The organism is Mycobacterium asiaticum (assembly GCF_001668675.1).
GTDB classification, from domain to species: domain Bacteria; phylum Actinomycetota; class Actinomycetes; order Mycobacteriales; family Mycobacteriaceae; genus Mycobacterium; species Mycobacterium asiaticum_D.
This window is the reverse complement of the sequence record NZ_LZKQ01000217.1, coordinates 1-16,021: the sequence shown is the minus strand read 5'-3', so window position 1 is coordinate 16,021 and position 16,021 is coordinate 1. Positions and strand designations below refer to the sequence as shown.

Here is a 16,021-nt window from a genome sequence, read left to right as displayed (position 1 = left end):
CTGGCGATGGGTATCCGCCAGACCGCACAACCGGTGGGAATCGCGGTGGGCGCGTTGGTGATTCCGGGGCTGGCCGAGCGCGGCGCCCACACCGGGCTGATGTTCCCGGCGGTGGCGTGTGGCATCGCCGCGGTGATCAGCCTGGTGGGCGTCACCGACCCACCGCGCAAGTCGCGCGCGTCGGCCAGCGACGAAGAACTCGCCAGTCCGTACCGCGGCTCCTGGGTGCTGTGGCGCATACACGCGGCGTCAGCGTTGCTGATGATGCCGCAGACGGTGACCGTGACCTTCATGCTGGTGTGGCTGATCAATCACCACGGCTGGTCGGTGGCCGCGGCCGGTGGGCTGGTGACGATTTCGCAATTGATCGGCGCGGGTGGCCGAATTCTGGTGGGCCGCTGGTCAGATCGCGTCGGCTCCCGGATGCGACCGGTCCGATTCATCGCCCTCGCGTCCGCGCTGACGCTGTTCCTGCTGGCCCTCACCGACAACATCGGGTCGCGCTACGACGTGCTGCTGATGATCGTCATCTCCGTTATCGCGGTCCTGGACAACGGGCTGGAAGCCACCGCCATCACCGAATTCGCCGGGCCGTACTGGAGTGGACGCGCGCTGGGCACCCAGAACACCACTCAGCGCCTCATGGCCGCTGCCGGGCCGCCGATGTTCGGCGCCCTGATCACCACGGCCGCCTACCCGCTGGCGTGGGCGCTATGCGGCCTGTTCCCTCTGGTGGCGGCGCCGTTGGTGCCGGCCCGCGTGCTGCCGCCGGGCCTGGAGATCACAGCCCGGCGACAATCCGTTCGCCGACATCGGTGGTGGCAAGCCGTTCGGTCCCGCGAGTTGCCAAGTGGGCCTCGACCGCCCGGTCCACCCGGGCCGCCGCGTCGGTCTCGCCGAGGTGGGAAAGCAACAGCGCCACCGAAATGATCGCCGCCGTCGGATCGGCGATGCCCTGACCCGCGATATCGGGGGCACTGCCGTGCACCGGCTCGAACATGGACGGATTGGTGCGCGTCGCATCGATGTTCCCGCTGGCCGCCAGCCCGATTCCGCCGCACACCGCCGCGGCCAGGTCGGTGATGATGTCGCCGAACAGGTTGTCGGTGACAATCACGTCGAACCGACCCGGGTCGGTAGCAAGGAAGATCGTGGCGGCGTCGACGTGCTGGTAGGCCACTTCGACGCCGGGGTACTTCTCGCCGATCTCCTGCACCGTGCGCAACCACAGCCCGCCGGCGAACGTCAGCACGTTGGTCTTATGGACCAAGGTCAGGTGCTTGCGGCGCGCCTGCGCCCGCTCGAAGGCATCGGAGACCACCCGGCGCACCCCGAACGCCGTGTTGACGCTCACCTCCGTCGCCACCTCGTTGGCGGTGCCGACACGAATCGCGCCGCCGTTGCCGGTGTAGGGCCCCTCGGTGCCCTCGCGCACCACCACGAAGTCGATCTCGGGGTCCCCTGCCAACGGGCTCCGCACCCCCGGGTACAGCCGCGCGGGCCGCAGGTTCACGTGGTGGTCGAGCTCGAAGCGCATGCGCAACAGCAGACCCCGCTCCAATATGCCGCTGGGGACGGACGGATCACCGATCGCGCCGAGCAGGATCGCGTCGTGTTCACGCAGTTCCGGCACCACCGACTCCGGCAGCACCTCGCCGGTCGCGTGATACCGCCGGGCACCAAGGTCGTATTCGGTCTTCTCGACCCCGGGCAGGACGGCGTCGAGGACCTTGAGCGCCTCCGCGGTGACTTCCGGACCGATGCCGTCGCCGCCAATGACCGCCAGCTTCATCTGCGCCGCTCCTCATTGCTTCGCTGTGCATCCTCGCCGGCGCGTCTCATGAAAGGTCAACCACTTCGAGCTTGTTGGCGCCCACCGCGTCGGCGATCGACGACCGCACCTCGGCGGGTACGTCCTGATCCAGCCGAAGCAGGATCGTGGCGCTGTCGCCTTCGGTGTCCTCGGACAGCTGAGCGGCCTGGATGTTCACCCCGGCGGCCCCGAGCAGCGTCCCGATCTTGCCCAGCGCGCCGGGCTGGTCGGCGTAGTTGATCACCAGGTTGATGCCCTGGGCGCGCAGGTCGAAGTTGCGTCCGTTGATCTGCACGATCTTTTCGACCAGCTGCGGCCCGGACAGCGCCCCGGCGACGTTGACCACCGAGCCGTCGGCGGCCACGGCCCGCACGTCGACCACACTGCGGTGGTTCGGGCTCTCGGTGGCCTTGCTGATTTCGGCCGTTACCCCCCGCTCAGCGGCCAGCGCAGGCGCATTGACGAACGTCACTGCCTCCTCGATCACCGCCGAGAACAGCCCGCGCAGCGCCGAGAGCTTCAACACCTCGACCTCTTCGGCGGCCAACTCACCGCGCACCTGCACCGACAACGACACGGGCAGCTCGTCGGACAACGCGGCCGCCAGCACGCCGAGCTTGCGGGCAAGGTCCAGCCACGGCGCCACCTCTTCGCTGACTACGCCGCCGCCGACGTTCACCGCGTCGGGAACGAACTCGCCCGCCAGCGCCAACCGCACGCTTTGGGCGACGTCGGTGCCGGCCCGGTCCTGGGCCTCGGCGGTGGAGGCGCCCAGGTGCGGGGTGACGACCACCTGCGGGAGCTCGAACAACGGGCTATCGGTGCAGGGCTCGGTGGCGAACACGTCGAGCCCGGCGCCGCGCACGTGGCCACTGTTGATGGCCTCGGCCAGCGCGGCCTCGTCGATCAGGCCGCCCCGGGCGGCGTTGACGATAATGACTCCCGGCTTGGTCTTGGCCAGCGCCTCCTTGTCGATCAGTCCCGCCGTCTCGGGGGTTTTGGGCAGGTGCACCGAGATGAAGTCGGCCCGGGCAAGCAGGTCGTCCAGGGACAGCAGTTCGATGCCCAGCTGGGCAGCGCGCGCCGACGACACATAGGGGTCGTAGGCGACGATGTGGGCGCCGAAGGCGGCGATCCGCTGGGCGACGAGCTGCCCGATCCGGCCCAGTCCCACCACGCCGACGGTCTTGCCGAAGATCTCGGTGCCGGAGAACTTCGACCGCTTCCAGGTGTGCTCGCGCAATGTCGTGTCGGCGGCCGGGATCTGGCGCGCCGCGGCCAGCAGCAGCGCGATCGCGTGCTCGGCGGCGCTGTGGATGTTCGACGTCGGTGCGTTGACCACCAGCACACCACGAGCGGTGGCGGCGTCCACGTCGACGTTGTCCAGCCCTACGCCGGCGCGGGCGACGATCTTGAGCTTGGTGGCGGCGGCCAGCACCTCGGCGTCCACGGTGGTGGCCGACCGGACCAGCAGTGCGTCCGCCTCGGGCACCGCGGCCAGGAGTTTCTCCCGGTCAGGCCCGTCTACCCAGCGCACCTCAACCTGGTCTCCCAGGGCAGCGACAGTTGATTGGGCAAGTTTGTCGGCGATCAATACAACAGGCAGGTTCACGCGGACAGCGTAGTCGGGGATCGCGAGCGCGGCGGAGCCGGGCGAAGCGGGTCGCCGCCATCGGCCCAGTCGGGGATCGCGAGCGCGGCGGAGCCGGGCGAAGCGGGTCGCCGGCGGGCTAGAAATCACCTGGGCGAATCCCTTACCGTAACCCGCGCCGCTGAGTACGATCCGGCCGTGTCCTCCCTGGTCCGCCCGGCGATTTGCGTCAACATGATCGTCCGCAACGAAGCGGCGATCATTCGCCAAACCCTCGACGACATCGCGCGGTACATCAGCGCGTGGGTGATCGTGGACACCGGCTCCGACGACGGGACACAGGACGTCATCCGTGAGCACATGGCCCGTCTTGGCATCCCTGGGGAGCTGTACGAGCGGCCGTGGCGCAATTTCGGGCACAACCGATCCGAGGCATTGACCCTTGCCCAGGGCCATGGCGACTACATCTGGGTCCTCGATGCTGACGACAAGGTCGTGGGCAACCTCGACTTCAGCCAGTTGGACAAGGATCTCTACCAGCTCCGTTATGGCCAGACCTCCGATGTCTTCTGGCGGCCGAACCTCTTCCGCGACGGCTTGCCGGTGCGTTACGAAGGCGTCGTCCATGAATACGTCATGGTCGACTCCGATTTCAGCCACGACCGGCTCGACGGTGACTACTACGTCGATTCACGCCGCCTCGGAGCGCGCAACCTGAATCCACAGCAGAAATACGAGAGCGACCGCGACCTGCTGCTGGCCGAGGTCGAACGCAATCCCGAGGATGCGCGGTCGGTCTTTTATCTCGCCCAAAGTTATTTTGATTTAGGCGATTTCGAGAACGCCATCAAGTGGTACCAGCACCGCATCGACATGGGCGGCTGGGCCGAAGAGGTCTACCACTCGATGTACCGCGTCGCGGAGTCGATGTGGTCGATGAATGCGCCATGGGACAAGGTCCAGGGCGCCTACCTACGGGCGTGGGAATTTCGGCCGACCCGCGCGGAACCGTTGTACACCATCGCTTTTCGCTATCGTCTCGATGAGCGCTATCAGCTCGGCTATCTGTTCGCCAAGCAGGCCGCCGAGATCCCGTTTCCCACCGAGGATACTTGGCTGGTCAGCGCGGACACCTACACCTGGGGCGCGCTCGACGAGGCTGCCGTCTGCGCATCATGGATCGGCAAGCACGCCGAGGCGATCGCGCTGTGGCGGCGAGTCCTGGCCAAGGACAACATTCCCGTCGAAGATCGAGAACGAATTTCGGCCAACTGCGACAACAGTGCGCCGAGGATTCTCGAAGCGGCCGCGACGTACCCCGGTGAACTGGCACAACACCTTTCGGGCCGATGCCGCGACGCGGAGGTGGTCCTCAGCCTGGTCGCTGGGCCGGATCGCGACGGCACCGAGGTGACGCTGAATTCATTGCTGAACTGTTGCACCGACGTATGGCGAATCGGGCGATTTCTGGTGGTCGATGACGGCCTGTCTGCGGCCGATCGCACGATACTGCTCGAACGGTATCCGTTCTTGGAGTTCTGTCCGATCGCCGCCGGAGCGTCTGCGGGCGCCGTCCTGTCGCAGATTCGAGACCAGATCTACGGACAGTTCTGGCTGCACCTGGGGCCAGGTTGGCAGTTCTACGCCCAGGAGCCTTTGATCACCCGGCTGACCAGCGTGCTCGAGGCCGAGGAAAACGTGTATCAGGTGGCGGTCAACTTCACCGACGCGGACAAGCTGATCGGTGCGACCGCGACAGACGACATGGTGTCCCGCGCGCCCGGCGCCGGCCGCTATGTGCTGGGCAGTCAAGTGGCGTACGGCCCGGCAATGTTCGACACCGCGCGGCTTGACCGGGTCGGGGGCACCCGTGCCAATGACCGCGATCCCCTGGCCGAGTTGGGCCGGCGGGCCGCGGTCGCCGGTCTCGTGACGGCCAGCCTCGACGAGGTGTTGTGCATCAATACGGTGCCCTCGGCGAGCCCGTCGGCCCACGACTGACCACGACACACTGAGAGCTAGGAGCTCGCCGTGCCCGACGGTGTGACCGCCCGCCCCGCCATCTGCCTCAACATGATCGTGCGCAACGAGGCTCATATCGTCCACGAAGTGCTTGACGCGGTCGCCCCGCACATCAGCTGTTGGGTGGTCGTGGACACCGGCTCCACCGATGGGACCCAGGGCGTCATTCGCCGCCGGATGTCCCAACTCGGAGTCCCCGGAGAGCTGCACGAGCGGCCCTGGCGCAACTTCGGCCACAATCGGTCCGAGGCTCTGACCCTGGCCCAGGGTCACGGCGACTACATCTGGGTCATGGACGCCGACGACACTATCGAAGGCACGATCGACTTCACCAGGCTCGGCGCCGACATCTACTGGCTACGCTGCCGAGACTCGGACAACACCATCTTTTGGCGACCACTTCTATTCCGTGACGGGCTAGCGCTCCGCTACGTGGGCGTCGTGCACGAATATGTAATGGACGACCTGGGCTTCCGCCACGACCGATTGGACGGCGACTACCACGTCGAATCTCGTCGACTCGGCTCACGCAACAGCGACCTGAAACTCAAGCACGCCAGCGACCGCGATCTGCTGCTTGCGGAAGTCGAACGCAATCCCCGCGATTCTCGGTCCGTCTTCTACCTCGCCCAGAGCTACTTCTGCCTGAGCGATTACGCCAACGCGCGAGAGTGGTATCAGCGTCGCGCCGACATGCAGGGTTGGGATGAAGAGGTCTTTTACTCGCTGTTGCGGGTCGCGGCGTCGATGGCAGAACTCGGCGAGCCGTGGGCGCAGGTCCAGCACAGTTACCTGAAGGCCTGGGAAAACCGGCCGAGCCGGGCCGAGCCCCTGTATGCCATCGCGCGTTGGTATCGCAGGCAGCAGCGCTATCAACCCGCTTACATGTTTGCCAAGCGCGCCGCCGAAATCCCCTACCCCGAAGACGACATCGTCTTCGTCGCCGCCGATGTCTACAACTGGCGCGCGCTCGACGAGCAGGCGGTGTGCGCGTCGTGGATCAATAAGAAGGCCGAGGCGTTCGCGCTCTGGCGGCGGGTGCTGGCCAGGTCTGACATCCCCGACGATGACCGCAAACGGATGGCGGCCAACCTCGACCTGTGTGCGCCGGCAGCGATCGAGGCGGCTTCCCGTGACCCCGGTGAGCTGGCGCGGCACCTGCCGGGCCGTCGCCGCGACGCCGAGGTGGTGCTCAGCCTGGTCGCCGGTCCGGATCGCGCCGACACCGAGGTGACGCTGAACTCACTACTGAACTGCTGCACCGACGTGTGGCGGATCGGCCGCTACCTGGTAGCCGATGCCGGCCTGTCCGCGGCCGATCGCGCAACACTGCTCGAACGGTATCCGTTCCTGGAGTTCTGTCCGACCGCCGCCGGAGAGTCTGCAGGCGCCCTACTTTCGCAGATTCGAGACCAGATCTATGGCCGGTTCTGGCTGCACCTGGGGCAAGGGTGGCAGTTCTACGCCCAGGATCGGCTGATCACCCGGCTGACCAGCGTGCTCGACGCCGAGGAGAACGTCTATCAGGTGGCGATCAACTTCACCGATGCCGACAAGCTGATCGGTACGCCCGCGACAGGCGCAGTCGTGTCGCGCGCGCCCGGCGCCGGGCGCTATCTGCTGGCCTCACAGGTGGCGTACGGCCCGGCAATGTTCGACAGCGCCCGACTTGATCGCGTCGGAGGTACTCGCGCCAATGATCCCGATCCTCTCGCCGAACTGGGCCGGCGGGCCGCCGCCGCCGGGCTCGCGACCGCCACCCTCGACGAGGTGTTGTGCATCCGATCGGCCTCGGGCTAGGCCCGGATTCCCTTCAACGACGTCGTCGGCTGTAATTCACAGATGGACGTCACCGTCGTCGGCAGCGGGCCCAACGGGCTTGCCGCGGCCGTCATATGCGCCCGCGCCGGCCTGAAGGTGCAGGTGGTCGAGGCTCAGCCGACCTTCGGCGGCGGGGCACGCACCCAGGCAGACTTCGAATTTCCCGGAGTCCTGCACGACATCTGCTCGGCGGTGCACCCGCTGGGTTACGCCTCGCCGTTCTTCGCCGAGTTCGACCTGACCGCGCGCGGGGTCGAATTGGCGGTGCCGGAGATCTCCTATGCCAATCCGCTCCCGGGCCGGCCCGCGGCGATCGCGTATCGCGACCTCGAGCGGACCTGCGCGGAGTTGGACGACGGCGGGGCGTGGCGTCGCTTTCTCGGCCCATTGGTGTCGAACTCCGATGCGGTGGTCGCCTTCTTGCTGGGTGACAAACGCTCGATACCGAGATCGATTCTGACTCCGATTCGACTGGGCGTGCGCATGCTCACTCAGGGCACCCCCGCTTGGGCGGCACTGCGCGGCGATGACGCCCGCGCACTGTTCACCGGCGTTGCCGCGCATGCGATTACGCCGTTGCCGTCGCTGGCGTCGGCGGGCGCGGGGCTGATGCTGTCCACCCTGGCCCATTCGGTCGGCTGGCCGATCCCGGTGGGCGGCACCCAGCAGATCTCCGACGCCCTGATCGCCGACCTGCGGGCGCACGGCGGGGAGCTGACGTCGGGCGTGGAAGTCGATTCCCCACCCGAAGGCGTCGCGGTCTTCGACACGGCCCCGACCGCGTTGTTGCGCGTGTACCGCGAATCGATTCCCGGCCGGTACGCAAAGGCATTGCAGCACTACACATTCGGCTCCGGGGCGGCCAAGGTCGATTTCGTCCTCAACGATGAGATTCCGTGGTCGGACCCGCGGCTCAGTCAGGCGCCGACCCTGCATCTCGGGGGTACCCGCCAGGAGATGGCGCGGGCAGAAGCCGACATCGCCGCGGGACGGCACGCGCAGCTGCCGATGGTGCTCGGGTCCTCGCCGCACCTCGTCGATCCCGGCCGCATCGACGCCGACGGCCGCCGGCCGTTCTGGACGTACGCGCATGTGCCCGCGGGATCGACCGTTGACGCGACCGAGGCCGTGACGGCCGTGGTCGAGCGGTTCGCGCCCGGGTTCCGCGACATCGTCGTGGGGGTACGCAGTGTGCCGGCCACGCGGATGGCCGAGCACAACGCCAACTACGTCGGAGGCGACATCGCGGTGGGCGGGGCCTCGGTGTTCCGCGCAACGCTGGGTCCTACGCCGCGGCTAAACCCATGGAGCACACCGATTCCCAAGGTGTATCTGTGCTCAGCCGCCACGCCGCCCGGCGCCGGGGTGCACGGCATGGGCGGCTACTACGCCGTGCGGACCCTGCTGCGGCGTGAGTTCGGCATCAAGGAGATGCCTAAGCTCTGCCCATGACAAAACTCGCGATCATCTACTACTCGGCCGCCGGGCATGGCACGTCGATGGCAAAGCGCGTCGCGGCGACGGCCGAGGCCGCCGGCGCCGAGGTTCGGCTGCGGCCGGTGGCCGAAACCCGTGACCCGGCCTCGTTCGCGCACAACCCCGCCTGGACGGCGAATTACGAAGCCACCAAGGATCTTCCGGTGGCCACCGGGGACGACATCGTGTGGGCGGACGCGGTGATCTTCGGCTCCCCCACCCGGTTCGGGTCGGTCGCCTCGCAGTTGCGCGACTTCCTGGACGGGCTGGGCGGGCTCTGGGCGGGGGGCAAGCTCGCGGACAAGGTGTACGCGGCTTTCACATCGTCCAACACCGTGCACGGCGGCCAGGAGACAACCCTGCTCACCCTCTACGTCACGCTGATGCACTTCGGCGGCATCATCGTGCCGCCGGGGTACACCGACCCGCTGAAGTTCGTCGACGGCAACCCCTACGGCGTCAGCCTGGTCTCCACGCACGACAACATCGCCGAGTTCGACACGGCGACGGCCGACGCGCTGGACCACCTGGCCAGGCGTGTAGTGACGGTCGCGGACCGGCTCACCTAAGGTTGCGCGAGCAGACGCAAAAGCACCCGACACGCCGTGCGTGCGGGTGCTTTCGCGTCTGCTCGCGCTAGCTACCGCTAGCTACTAGGCGGTCTCGGTGATCGGGCGGTCGACCCAGCTCATCAAGTCGCGCAGCTTCTTGCCGGTGACCTCGATCGGGTGCTCGGCGTTCTCCTTGCGCAGCTGCTCGAGTTGCTTGTTGCCGCCCTCGACGTTGGCGACGAGCTTCTTGGTGAAGGTTCCGTCCTGAATGTCGCGCAGGATCGCGCGCATCCGCTCCTTGGTGTCGGCGTCGATGACGCGCGGTCCCGACAGGTAGCCGCCGAACTCCGCCGTGTCGGACACCGAGTAGTTCATCCGCGCGATGCCGCCCTCGTACATCAGGTCGACGATCAGCTTCAGCTCGTGCAGCACCTCGAAGTAGGCCATCTCCGGCGGGTAACCCGCCTCGACCATCACGTCGAAACCGGTCTTGACCAATTCCTCTGTGCCACCGCACAATACGGCCTGCTCACCGAACAGGTCGGTCTCGGTCTCGTCCTTGAAGGTGGTCTTGATGACGCCGGCGCGGGTACCGCCGATCGCCTTGGCGTAGGACAGCGCCAACGCCTGGCCCTCACCCGTCGGGTCCTGGTCGACCGCGATCAGCGCGGGAACGCCCTTGCCGTCGACGAATTGGCGCCGCACCAGGTGGCCGGGCCCCTTGGGCGCGACCATCGCGACGGTGACGTTGGCCGGCGGCTTGATCAGATCGAAGTGAATGTTCAGGCCGTGGCCGAAGAACAGCGCGTCGCCGTCCTTCAGGTTGGGCTCGATGTCGTTGGTGAAGATCTCGGCCTGCGCGGTGTCCGGCGCGAGCAGCATGATCACATCGGCCCACTTGGCCACCTCGGCGGGAGTGTCGACCTCGAGCCCCTGCTCCTCGACCTTGGCGCGCGACTTCGAACCCTCTTTCAGGCCGACTTTCACCTCGACGCCAGAGTCGCGCAGGCTCAGCGAGTGCGCGTGTCCCTGGCTGCCGTAACCGATCACACCGACCTTGCGACCCTGAATGATCGACAGGTCTGCGTCGTCGTCGTAGAACATCTCCAGCGTCTGCGCCGGCACGTCTGCCACCTCAATATCTCCTTCTAATCTGTCTTTTCACTAGTACGAACTTATTTGCCGGTGCCGATACCGCGCGGGCCGCGGGCCATCGACACCACCCCGGACTGGACGATCTCTTTGATGCCGAACGGTTCCAGCAGTCGCAGCAACGCCTCGAGCTTGCCGCGATTTCCGGTGGCCTCGACGGTCAATGACTCCGGCGAAACGTCAATCACGCTGGCCCGGAACAGATTCGCCGCCTCGATCACCTGACTGCGAGTGCCGACGTCGGCACGCACCTTGATCAGGCACAGTTCGCGATCCACGGAGTTGTTGTCATCCTGCTCCACGATCTTGATCACATTGATCAGCTTGTTGAGCTGCTTGGTGATCTGCTCGAGCGGTGTCTGATCAGCGGAGACCACGATCGTCATCCGCGACATGTCCTTTTGTTCGGTGCCACCGACCGCCAGTGACTCGATGTTGAAGCCGCGCCGGGAGAACAGCGCTGCCACGCGGGCGAGCACACCAGGCTTGTCTTCAACCAGGACAGACAACGTGTGCGTTTTCGTCGAACCACTCATCACGCGTGTCCCTCGGTGATGTCGTCGAACAGCGGACGAATGCCACGGGCGGCCTGGATCTCGTCGTTGCTGGTGCCCGCGGCGACCATCGGCCACACCTGCGCGTCGGCGCCGACGATGAAGTCGATGACGACTGGGCGGTCGTTGATCTCCCGCGCGCGGTTGATCATCTCTTCGACGTCTTCTTCACGCTCGCAACGCATTCCGACACAACCCAGCGCCTCGGCCAGCTTCACGAAGTCCGGGATGCGGTGGGAGTGGGTGGCCAGGTCGGTCTGCGAGTAGCGCTCTTCGTAGAAGAGGGTCTGCCACTGCCGCACCATGCCCAGGTTGCCGTTGTTGATCAGCGCCACCTTGATCGGGATGCCTTCGATGGCGCAGGTGGCCAACTCCTGGTTGGTCATCTGGAAGCAGCCGTCGCCGTCGATCGCCCACACCTCGGTGTCCGGTAGGGCGATCTTGGCGCCCATGGCCGCCGGGATGGCGAAGCCCATGGTGCCCAGACCGCCGGAATTCAACCAGGTGCGCGGCTTTTCGTACTTGATGAACTGCGCGGCCCACATCTGGTGCTGGCCGACGCCGGCCACGTAGATGGCGTCCGGACCGGCGATCTGGCCGAGCTTCTCAATCACGAACTCCGGACCCAGGCTGCCGTCGCTCTGTGGGCCGTAGCTCAGCGGGTACGTCTTGCGGACGCCCTCCAGGTACTCCCACCAGTCCGCCATGTCTGGGATGTTGGAGTCGCCCGCGACTCCGTCGTAGTGGCGCAGCATCTCGATGAGGTCGGTGATGACGTTCTTGACGTCGCCGACGATCGGCACGTCGGCGTGCCGGTTCTTGCCGATCTCGGCCGGGTCGATGTCGGCGTGGATCACCTTGGCCTCGGGCGCGAACGATTCCAGCTTGCCGGTCACCCGGTCGTCGAAGCGGGTGCCCAGCGCGATCAGCAGGTCGCTGCGCTGCAGCGCCGCAACCGCGCCGACGGTGCCGTGCATGCCCGGCATGCCCATGTTCAGCCGATGGCTGTCCGGGAACGCACCGCGGGCCATCAGGGTGGTGACCACCGGGATGCCGGTCAATTCGGCCAGCTCGCGGAGTTCCTCGGTCGCCTCGCCGCGGATGATGCCGCCGCCGACGTACAGCACCGGCTTGTGCGCCGCCGCGATCAGCTTGGCGGCCTCCCGGATCTGCCGGTTGTGGGGCTTGGTGTTCGGCTTGTAGCCGGGCAGCTCCATGCGCGGCGGCCAGCTGAACGTGCACTGGCCCTGCAGCACGTCCTTGGGGATGTCAACGAGAACTGCTCCGGGACGCCCGCTCGCCGCGATGTGGAATGCCTCGGCGATCACCTGCGGGATCTCGTCACCGGTGCGCACCAGGAAGTTGTGCTTGGTGATCGGCATCGTGATGCCCGAGATGTCGGCCTCCTGGAACGCGTCGGTCCCGATCAGCTGCCGGCCGACCTGACCGGTGATCGCGACCACCGGGATCGAGTCCATCTGTGCGTCGGCCAGCGGCGTGACCAGGTTGGTGGCGCCGGGGCCGGAGGTCGCCATGCACACCCCAACCCGGCCCGTGGCGTGCGCGTAGCCGCTGGCGGCGTGGCCGGCACCCTGCTCGTGACGCACCAGCACGTGACGCAGTTGCTGCGAGTCGAACAGCGGGTCGTACACCGGCAGTACGGCGCCACCGGGAATCCCGAAGATGACGTCGACGTCGAGCGCCTCCAGCGACCGGATTACCGCCTGCGCACCGGTAAGTTGTTGCGGTGCAATGCGTTTGGGCTGTCCGGTGGCCGGCCTGGATGCTGACTTGCCGGCGTCCGAGGCGATTTCGGCGGCCTCGCGCGAGGCGGGCGTTGGGGCCGGTGCCGCTGACTTGGTGGGTGCGCTCACTGTTTCCTCTTAGGTCTTTTTCGCTTTGGCGTCTCGGGGCAAGAAAAAACCCCCGCCAGCTGAGCTGCTGCACGAGGGTCGCGTTGGTGCTCGATAGAGCTAGTCAGGCACCAACGCGCCGACTAATTACTACGAGCATTCCGTGTTGCATAGCGTCCGACGGTAGTCTTCGCACAGCTCAGCCGTCAAATCCGGTGCTTCTGGGCCGCGATGGGATGATGCGAGGGTGGTTACTGATTCACGCGTGGTGATCAAGGTCTCGCCCGTGGCGCACATCGCGGTCGGATTTCTGACCCTGTGCCTGCTGGTCCCGGTCACGGCTTTCCCCTGGACGCTGCCGCTCCTGGTCATCCCGCTGCTGTTGTCGGCGATGATCGTCCGGCTGCGTACGGTCGCCGATGATCGGAGCGTGACGGCGCGGACGCTGCTGGGCAGCCGGACGCTCGCCTGGGAAGACATCGACGGGCTGCGGTTCCACAGAGGGAACTGGGCCCGCGCCAAGCTCAAGGACGGGTCGGAGGTGCGGTTGCCCGCGGTTACTTTCGCGACGCTGCCGCAGCTGACCGAGGCCAGTTCGGGACGGGTGCCGAACCCGTATCGCTGATCAGGCGAGCGGGTTCACGCCGTTGAGCAGCACCCACACGGCGATACCGGCGGCGATGCCGCTCAGCAGCGCCACGAACGAGCCGATGAACGGCCGGGTTGCCCAGCCGCGGCCCGCGTCCAGGCCGTAGCGGCCCGGGCCGACGAGGATGACGGCGACGGCCATGACGATCAGGGTGATCTGGTATTCGTGCCCGTCCGGCAGGAAATAGGTGAAGGTGTGCGAACGCGGCCGCGCTGAGGCCGACGCGAGCAAGCCGTTGAGCAGGAATGCCAGCGCACCCGCGGCGGCGATCGGGGTGAACAGTCCCAGGACCAGCAGCACGCCCGCGACGATCTCGCCGCCGGCCCCGACGTAGGCCAGGATGTCGGCGTGCTGGAAGCCGACGTCGGTCAGCGCGTTCTTGAAGCTGTGCAGGCCCGATCCGCCCCACCAGCCGAACAATTTCTGCAGCCCGTGCGCGATCAGCACCACGCCCAGTCCGACGCGCAGCAACAGCAGGCCGAAGTTCTGCGTGCCCCGCCGGCCCGCTGCGCGGATTCGGTCGTCTTCGTCGTCGAAGTCGATCGCCGCGGGCGCGGCCGGCACCTGCCGTGCGGCCTGCGGCGCGACGTAAGGCAGCGGTTCCTGCGAGTCCAGCGGGTTGTATCCCGGGACAGCACCGGAGTTGGCGTCGTAGGGCGGGATGATGGTCGTGGTTCCGGTGTTGCCGAAGTCGCCCGCGTAGCCCGCCGGCGTCAGATCATCTTCGGGGTCGACCAGGCTTGCCGAGGTGGGACGGCTTGATGTTGGCACTGCGGTTGGACCCCCGATGAGGTCAGGCCGCTGCCATGGCGATTCATTCGAACTGGTCACGCGTGTCAGGGTAAGGGCTTTTTCGCCTGAAGCTGGGATTTGAAGCGGCGCTTTCGCCTGTTAAATCCATATTTTTGCGCGCCAGATGTTCACTCGGGTGGAATCGGGCGGCTGGTCGTCGTCGCCGCGACGCCGCGAACGGTCCAGCCGGCGGCCGCCGTCGCCGTCACCAGCTCGCGAGTCAATCGACTTGCCGACTTCAGCCCTGCCCGCCTCACACCCCCGGGCGCCACAATGCGCGATCAACCGTGGGATCCCGCCGATTTCATGATCCCGGCCGACGATCGGCCAGTTATCAAGCCCAGAACAAACACTAAAGGCTCGTTTGCCCTCGTCAGGGCGCAATGGGGTGATGATTTACCCGGGGTCGTATCCCGGTTTGTACACCCACGGCCGGTATCCGGCGTCGTACCCGGTGGCAGGGGGAGGCCACGATCGCAAATTCCCGTAGCCTGTCGGTCATGCGGATACGGCGGTCGGTTCGGTGCGTGCTGGCGGCGCTGTGCGCTGCGGTGCTGCTGTCGAGCGGCTGCGCCAGGTTCAACGACGCCCAATCGCAGCCGTTCACGACGAACCCGGAACTGAAACCACAGCCCAGTTCCACGCCTCCCCCGCCGCCGCCGTTGCCGCCCACGCCGTTCCCCAAAGCCTGCCCGGCACCGGGTGTGATGCAGGGCTGCCTGGAGAGCACCAGTGGATTGATCATGGGCGTCGACAGCAAGACAGCGCTGGTCGCCGAGCGCACCACCGGTGTGGTCAAGGAGATCTCGATCAGCGCCGAGCCCAAGGTCAAGATGGTGATCCCGGTCGATCCATCCGGGGACGGCGGCCTGATGGACATCGTGCTGTCCCCCACCTTTTCGCAGGACCGGCTGATGTACGCCTACATCAGCACGCCCACCGACAACCGGGTGATCCGCATCGCCGAGGGGGACGTGCCCAAGGACATCCTGACCGGGATCCCCAAGGGCGCCACCGGCAATACCGGCGCCTTGATCTTCACCAGCCCCACCACGCTGGTGGTCATGACAGGTGACGCCGGCAACCCGGCGATGGCCGCCGATCCCCGCTCGCTGGCGGGCAAGGTGCTGCGGATCGAGCAGCCGACCACCATCGGGCAGGCGCCGCCGACGACCGCGCTGTCCGGAATCGGCTCCGGCGGGGGGCTGTGCATCGACCCCGTCGACGGTTCGCTGTACGTCGCCGACCGCACGCCGGGTGCCGATCGGTTGCAGCGGATCACCAAGAAGTCCGAGGTGTCGACGGTGTGGACGTGGCCGGACAAGCCCGGCGTGGCCGGTTGCGCGGCGATGGACGGCACCGTGCTGGTGAACCTGATCAACACCAAGCTGACGGTGGCGGTGCGGCTGGCCCCGAAGACCGGTGCGGTGACAGGGGAGCCCGACGTGGTGCGCAAGGACACGCATGCGCACGCGTGGGCGTTGCGGATGTCGCCGGACGGCAATGTGTGGGGCGCGACGGTGAACAAGACAGCTGGCGACGCCGAGAAGCTCGACGACGTGGTGTTCCCGCTGTTCCCCCAGGGTGGCGGCTTCCCGCGCAACAACGACGACAAGACTTAGTTCCGCGCGCGCCTCAGTTTGCGCGAGCAGACGCAAAAGCACCCGAAACGGTCGGTGTCAAGCTGCTTGGAGTCGTTCGGAGTCGGGGAGGTTGATGCCAACGGTGTCGGCGGGGCTTGGTGTTC

At 66.8% G+C, this 16,021-nt stretch carries 12 protein-coding genes and 1 pseudogene; 7 read left to right on the top strand and 6 right to left on the bottom strand.

Features of this window, described 5'->3' with window-relative positions; genetic code table 11:
* Positions 1 to 6: 6 nt before the first annotated feature.
* Positions 7 to 648 (top strand): annotated as a pseudogene (locus A9X01_RS29345) (MFS transporter); the annotation flags it as partial.
* A gap of 133 nt (positions 649 to 781) precedes the next feature.
* Here the strand turns inward: A9X01_RS29345 and A9X01_RS18810 are convergent.
* The gene (locus A9X01_RS18810; RefSeq protein ID WP_065122202.1) at positions 782 to 1,792 is read right to left on the bottom strand and encodes a 3-isopropylmalate dehydrogenase; all 1,011 of its coding nucleotides are present in this window, start codon (positions 1,790 to 1,792) and stop codon (positions 782 to 784) included.
* 46 nt (positions 1,793 to 1,838) lie between these two features.
* On the bottom strand, positions 1,839 to 3,425 hold the full coding sequence (serA, locus tag A9X01_RS18805; protein ID WP_065122201.1) for a phosphoglycerate dehydrogenase: 1,587 nt from the start codon (positions 3,423 to 3,425) through the stop codon (positions 1,839 to 1,841).
* 177 nt (positions 3,426 to 3,602) lie between these two features.
* Here serA and A9X01_RS18800 point away from each other — a divergent pair, with 177 nt between their 5' ends.
* The 4 genes from A9X01_RS18800 to wrbA are packed head-to-tail and all read left to right on the top strand — an operon-like array spanning position 3,603 to position 9,292.
* The gene (locus A9X01_RS18800; protein ID WP_253849192.1) at positions 3,603 to 5,405 is read left to right on the top strand and encodes a tetratricopeptide repeat-containing glycosyltransferase; all 1,803 of its coding nucleotides are present in this window, start codon (positions 3,603 to 3,605) and stop codon (positions 5,403 to 5,405) included.
* Between the two features lie 30 nt (positions 5,406 to 5,435).
* Positions 5,436 to 7,226, top strand: a complete 1,791-nt coding sequence (locus tag A9X01_RS18795; protein WP_253849190.1) for a tetratricopeptide repeat-containing glycosyltransferase — start codon at positions 5,436 to 5,438, stop codon at positions 7,224 to 7,226.
* Positions 7,227 to 7,268: 42 nt separating this feature from the next.
* Positions 7,269 to 8,699 carry a phytoene desaturase family protein gene (locus A9X01_RS18790; RefSeq protein WP_065122200.1) on the top strand — a complete coding sequence of 477 codons (1,431 nt, stop codon included), beginning with the start codon at positions 7,269 to 7,271 and terminating at the stop codon, positions 8,697 to 8,699.
* Positions 8,696 to 9,292: an NAD(P)H:quinone oxidoreductase gene (gene wrbA, locus A9X01_RS18785; RefSeq protein WP_065122199.1), complete on the top strand. Its 597-nt coding sequence runs from the start codon at positions 8,696 to 8,698 to the stop codon at positions 9,290 to 9,292. The genes A9X01_RS18790 and wrbA overlap by 4 nt, the downstream gene beginning before the upstream one ends.
* An 84-nt stretch (positions 9,293 to 9,376) precedes the next feature.
* Here the strand turns inward: wrbA and ilvC are convergent, their stop codons facing one another.
* The 3 genes from ilvC to A9X01_RS18770 form a co-directional block, all read right to left on the bottom strand.
* Positions 9,377 to 10,378 carry a ketol-acid reductoisomerase gene (gene ilvC / locus A9X01_RS18780; protein ID WP_036356838.1) on the bottom strand — a complete coding sequence of 334 codons (1,002 nt, stop codon included), beginning with the start codon at positions 10,376 to 10,378 and terminating at the stop codon, positions 9,377 to 9,379.
* A 71-nt stretch (positions 10,379 to 10,449) separates the two neighbouring features.
* On the bottom strand, positions 10,450 to 10,962 hold the full coding sequence (gene ilvN, locus A9X01_RS18775; protein ID WP_065122198.1) for an acetolactate synthase small subunit: 513 nt from the start codon (positions 10,960 to 10,962) through the stop codon (positions 10,450 to 10,452).
* Positions 10,962 to 12,854, bottom strand: coding sequence for an acetolactate synthase large subunit (locus A9X01_RS18770; protein ID WP_065122197.1), 1,893 nt, complete (start codon positions 12,852 to 12,854; stop codon positions 10,962 to 10,964). Before A9X01_RS18770 ends, ilvN begins: the two co-directional genes overlap by 1 nt.
* 226 nt (positions 12,855 to 13,080) lie before the next feature.
* Here A9X01_RS18770 and A9X01_RS18765 point away from each other — a divergent pair, with 226 nt between their 5' ends.
* Positions 13,081 to 13,458: a PH domain-containing protein gene (locus A9X01_RS18765; RefSeq protein ID WP_065122196.1), complete on the top strand. Its 378-nt coding sequence runs from the start codon at positions 13,081 to 13,083 to the stop codon at positions 13,456 to 13,458.
* On the opposite strand, the gene A9X01_RS18760 is transcribed toward A9X01_RS18765, so the two are convergent.
* A complete protein-coding gene (locus A9X01_RS18760) occupies positions 13,459 to 14,313 on the bottom strand; it encodes a DoxX family protein (RefSeq protein WP_065122195.1) in 855 nt (284 codons plus the stop codon).
* Between the two features lie 461 nt (positions 14,314 to 14,774).
* Between A9X01_RS18760 and A9X01_RS18755 the strand changes: the two genes are divergently transcribed.
* Positions 14,775 to 15,896, top strand: coding sequence for a PQQ-dependent sugar dehydrogenase (locus A9X01_RS18755; protein ID WP_065122194.1), 1,122 nt, complete (start codon positions 14,775 to 14,777; stop codon positions 15,894 to 15,896).
* Positions 15,897 to 16,021 lie beyond the last annotated feature (125 nt).

What these genes read in the sequence shown, in the direction of transcription:
- A9X01_RS18810 (WP_065122202.1), bottom strand. Translation starts at nt 1,792, where the DNA reads ATGAAGCTGGCGGTCATTGGCGGCGACGGCATCGGTCCGGAAGTCACC.
- A9X01_RS18790 (WP_065122200.1), top strand. Translation starts at nt 7,269, where the DNA reads ATGGACGTCACCGTCGTCGGCAGCGGGCCCAACGGGCTTGCCGCGGCC.
- wrbA (WP_065122199.1), top strand. Translation starts at nt 8,696, where the DNA reads ATGACAAAACTCGCGATCATCTACTACTCGGCCGCCGGGCATGGCACG.
- ilvC (WP_036356838.1), bottom strand. Translation starts at nt 10,378, where the DNA reads ATGTTCTACGACGACGACGCAGACCTGTCGATCATTCAGGGTCGCAAG.
- ilvN (WP_065122198.1), bottom strand. Translation starts at nt 10,962, where the DNA reads ATGAGTGGTTCGACGAAAACGCACACGTTGTCTGTCCTGGTTGAAGAC.
- A9X01_RS18755 (WP_065122194.1), top strand. Translation starts at nt 14,775, where the DNA reads ATGCGGATACGGCGGTCGGTTCGGTGCGTGCTGGCGGCGCTGTGCGCT.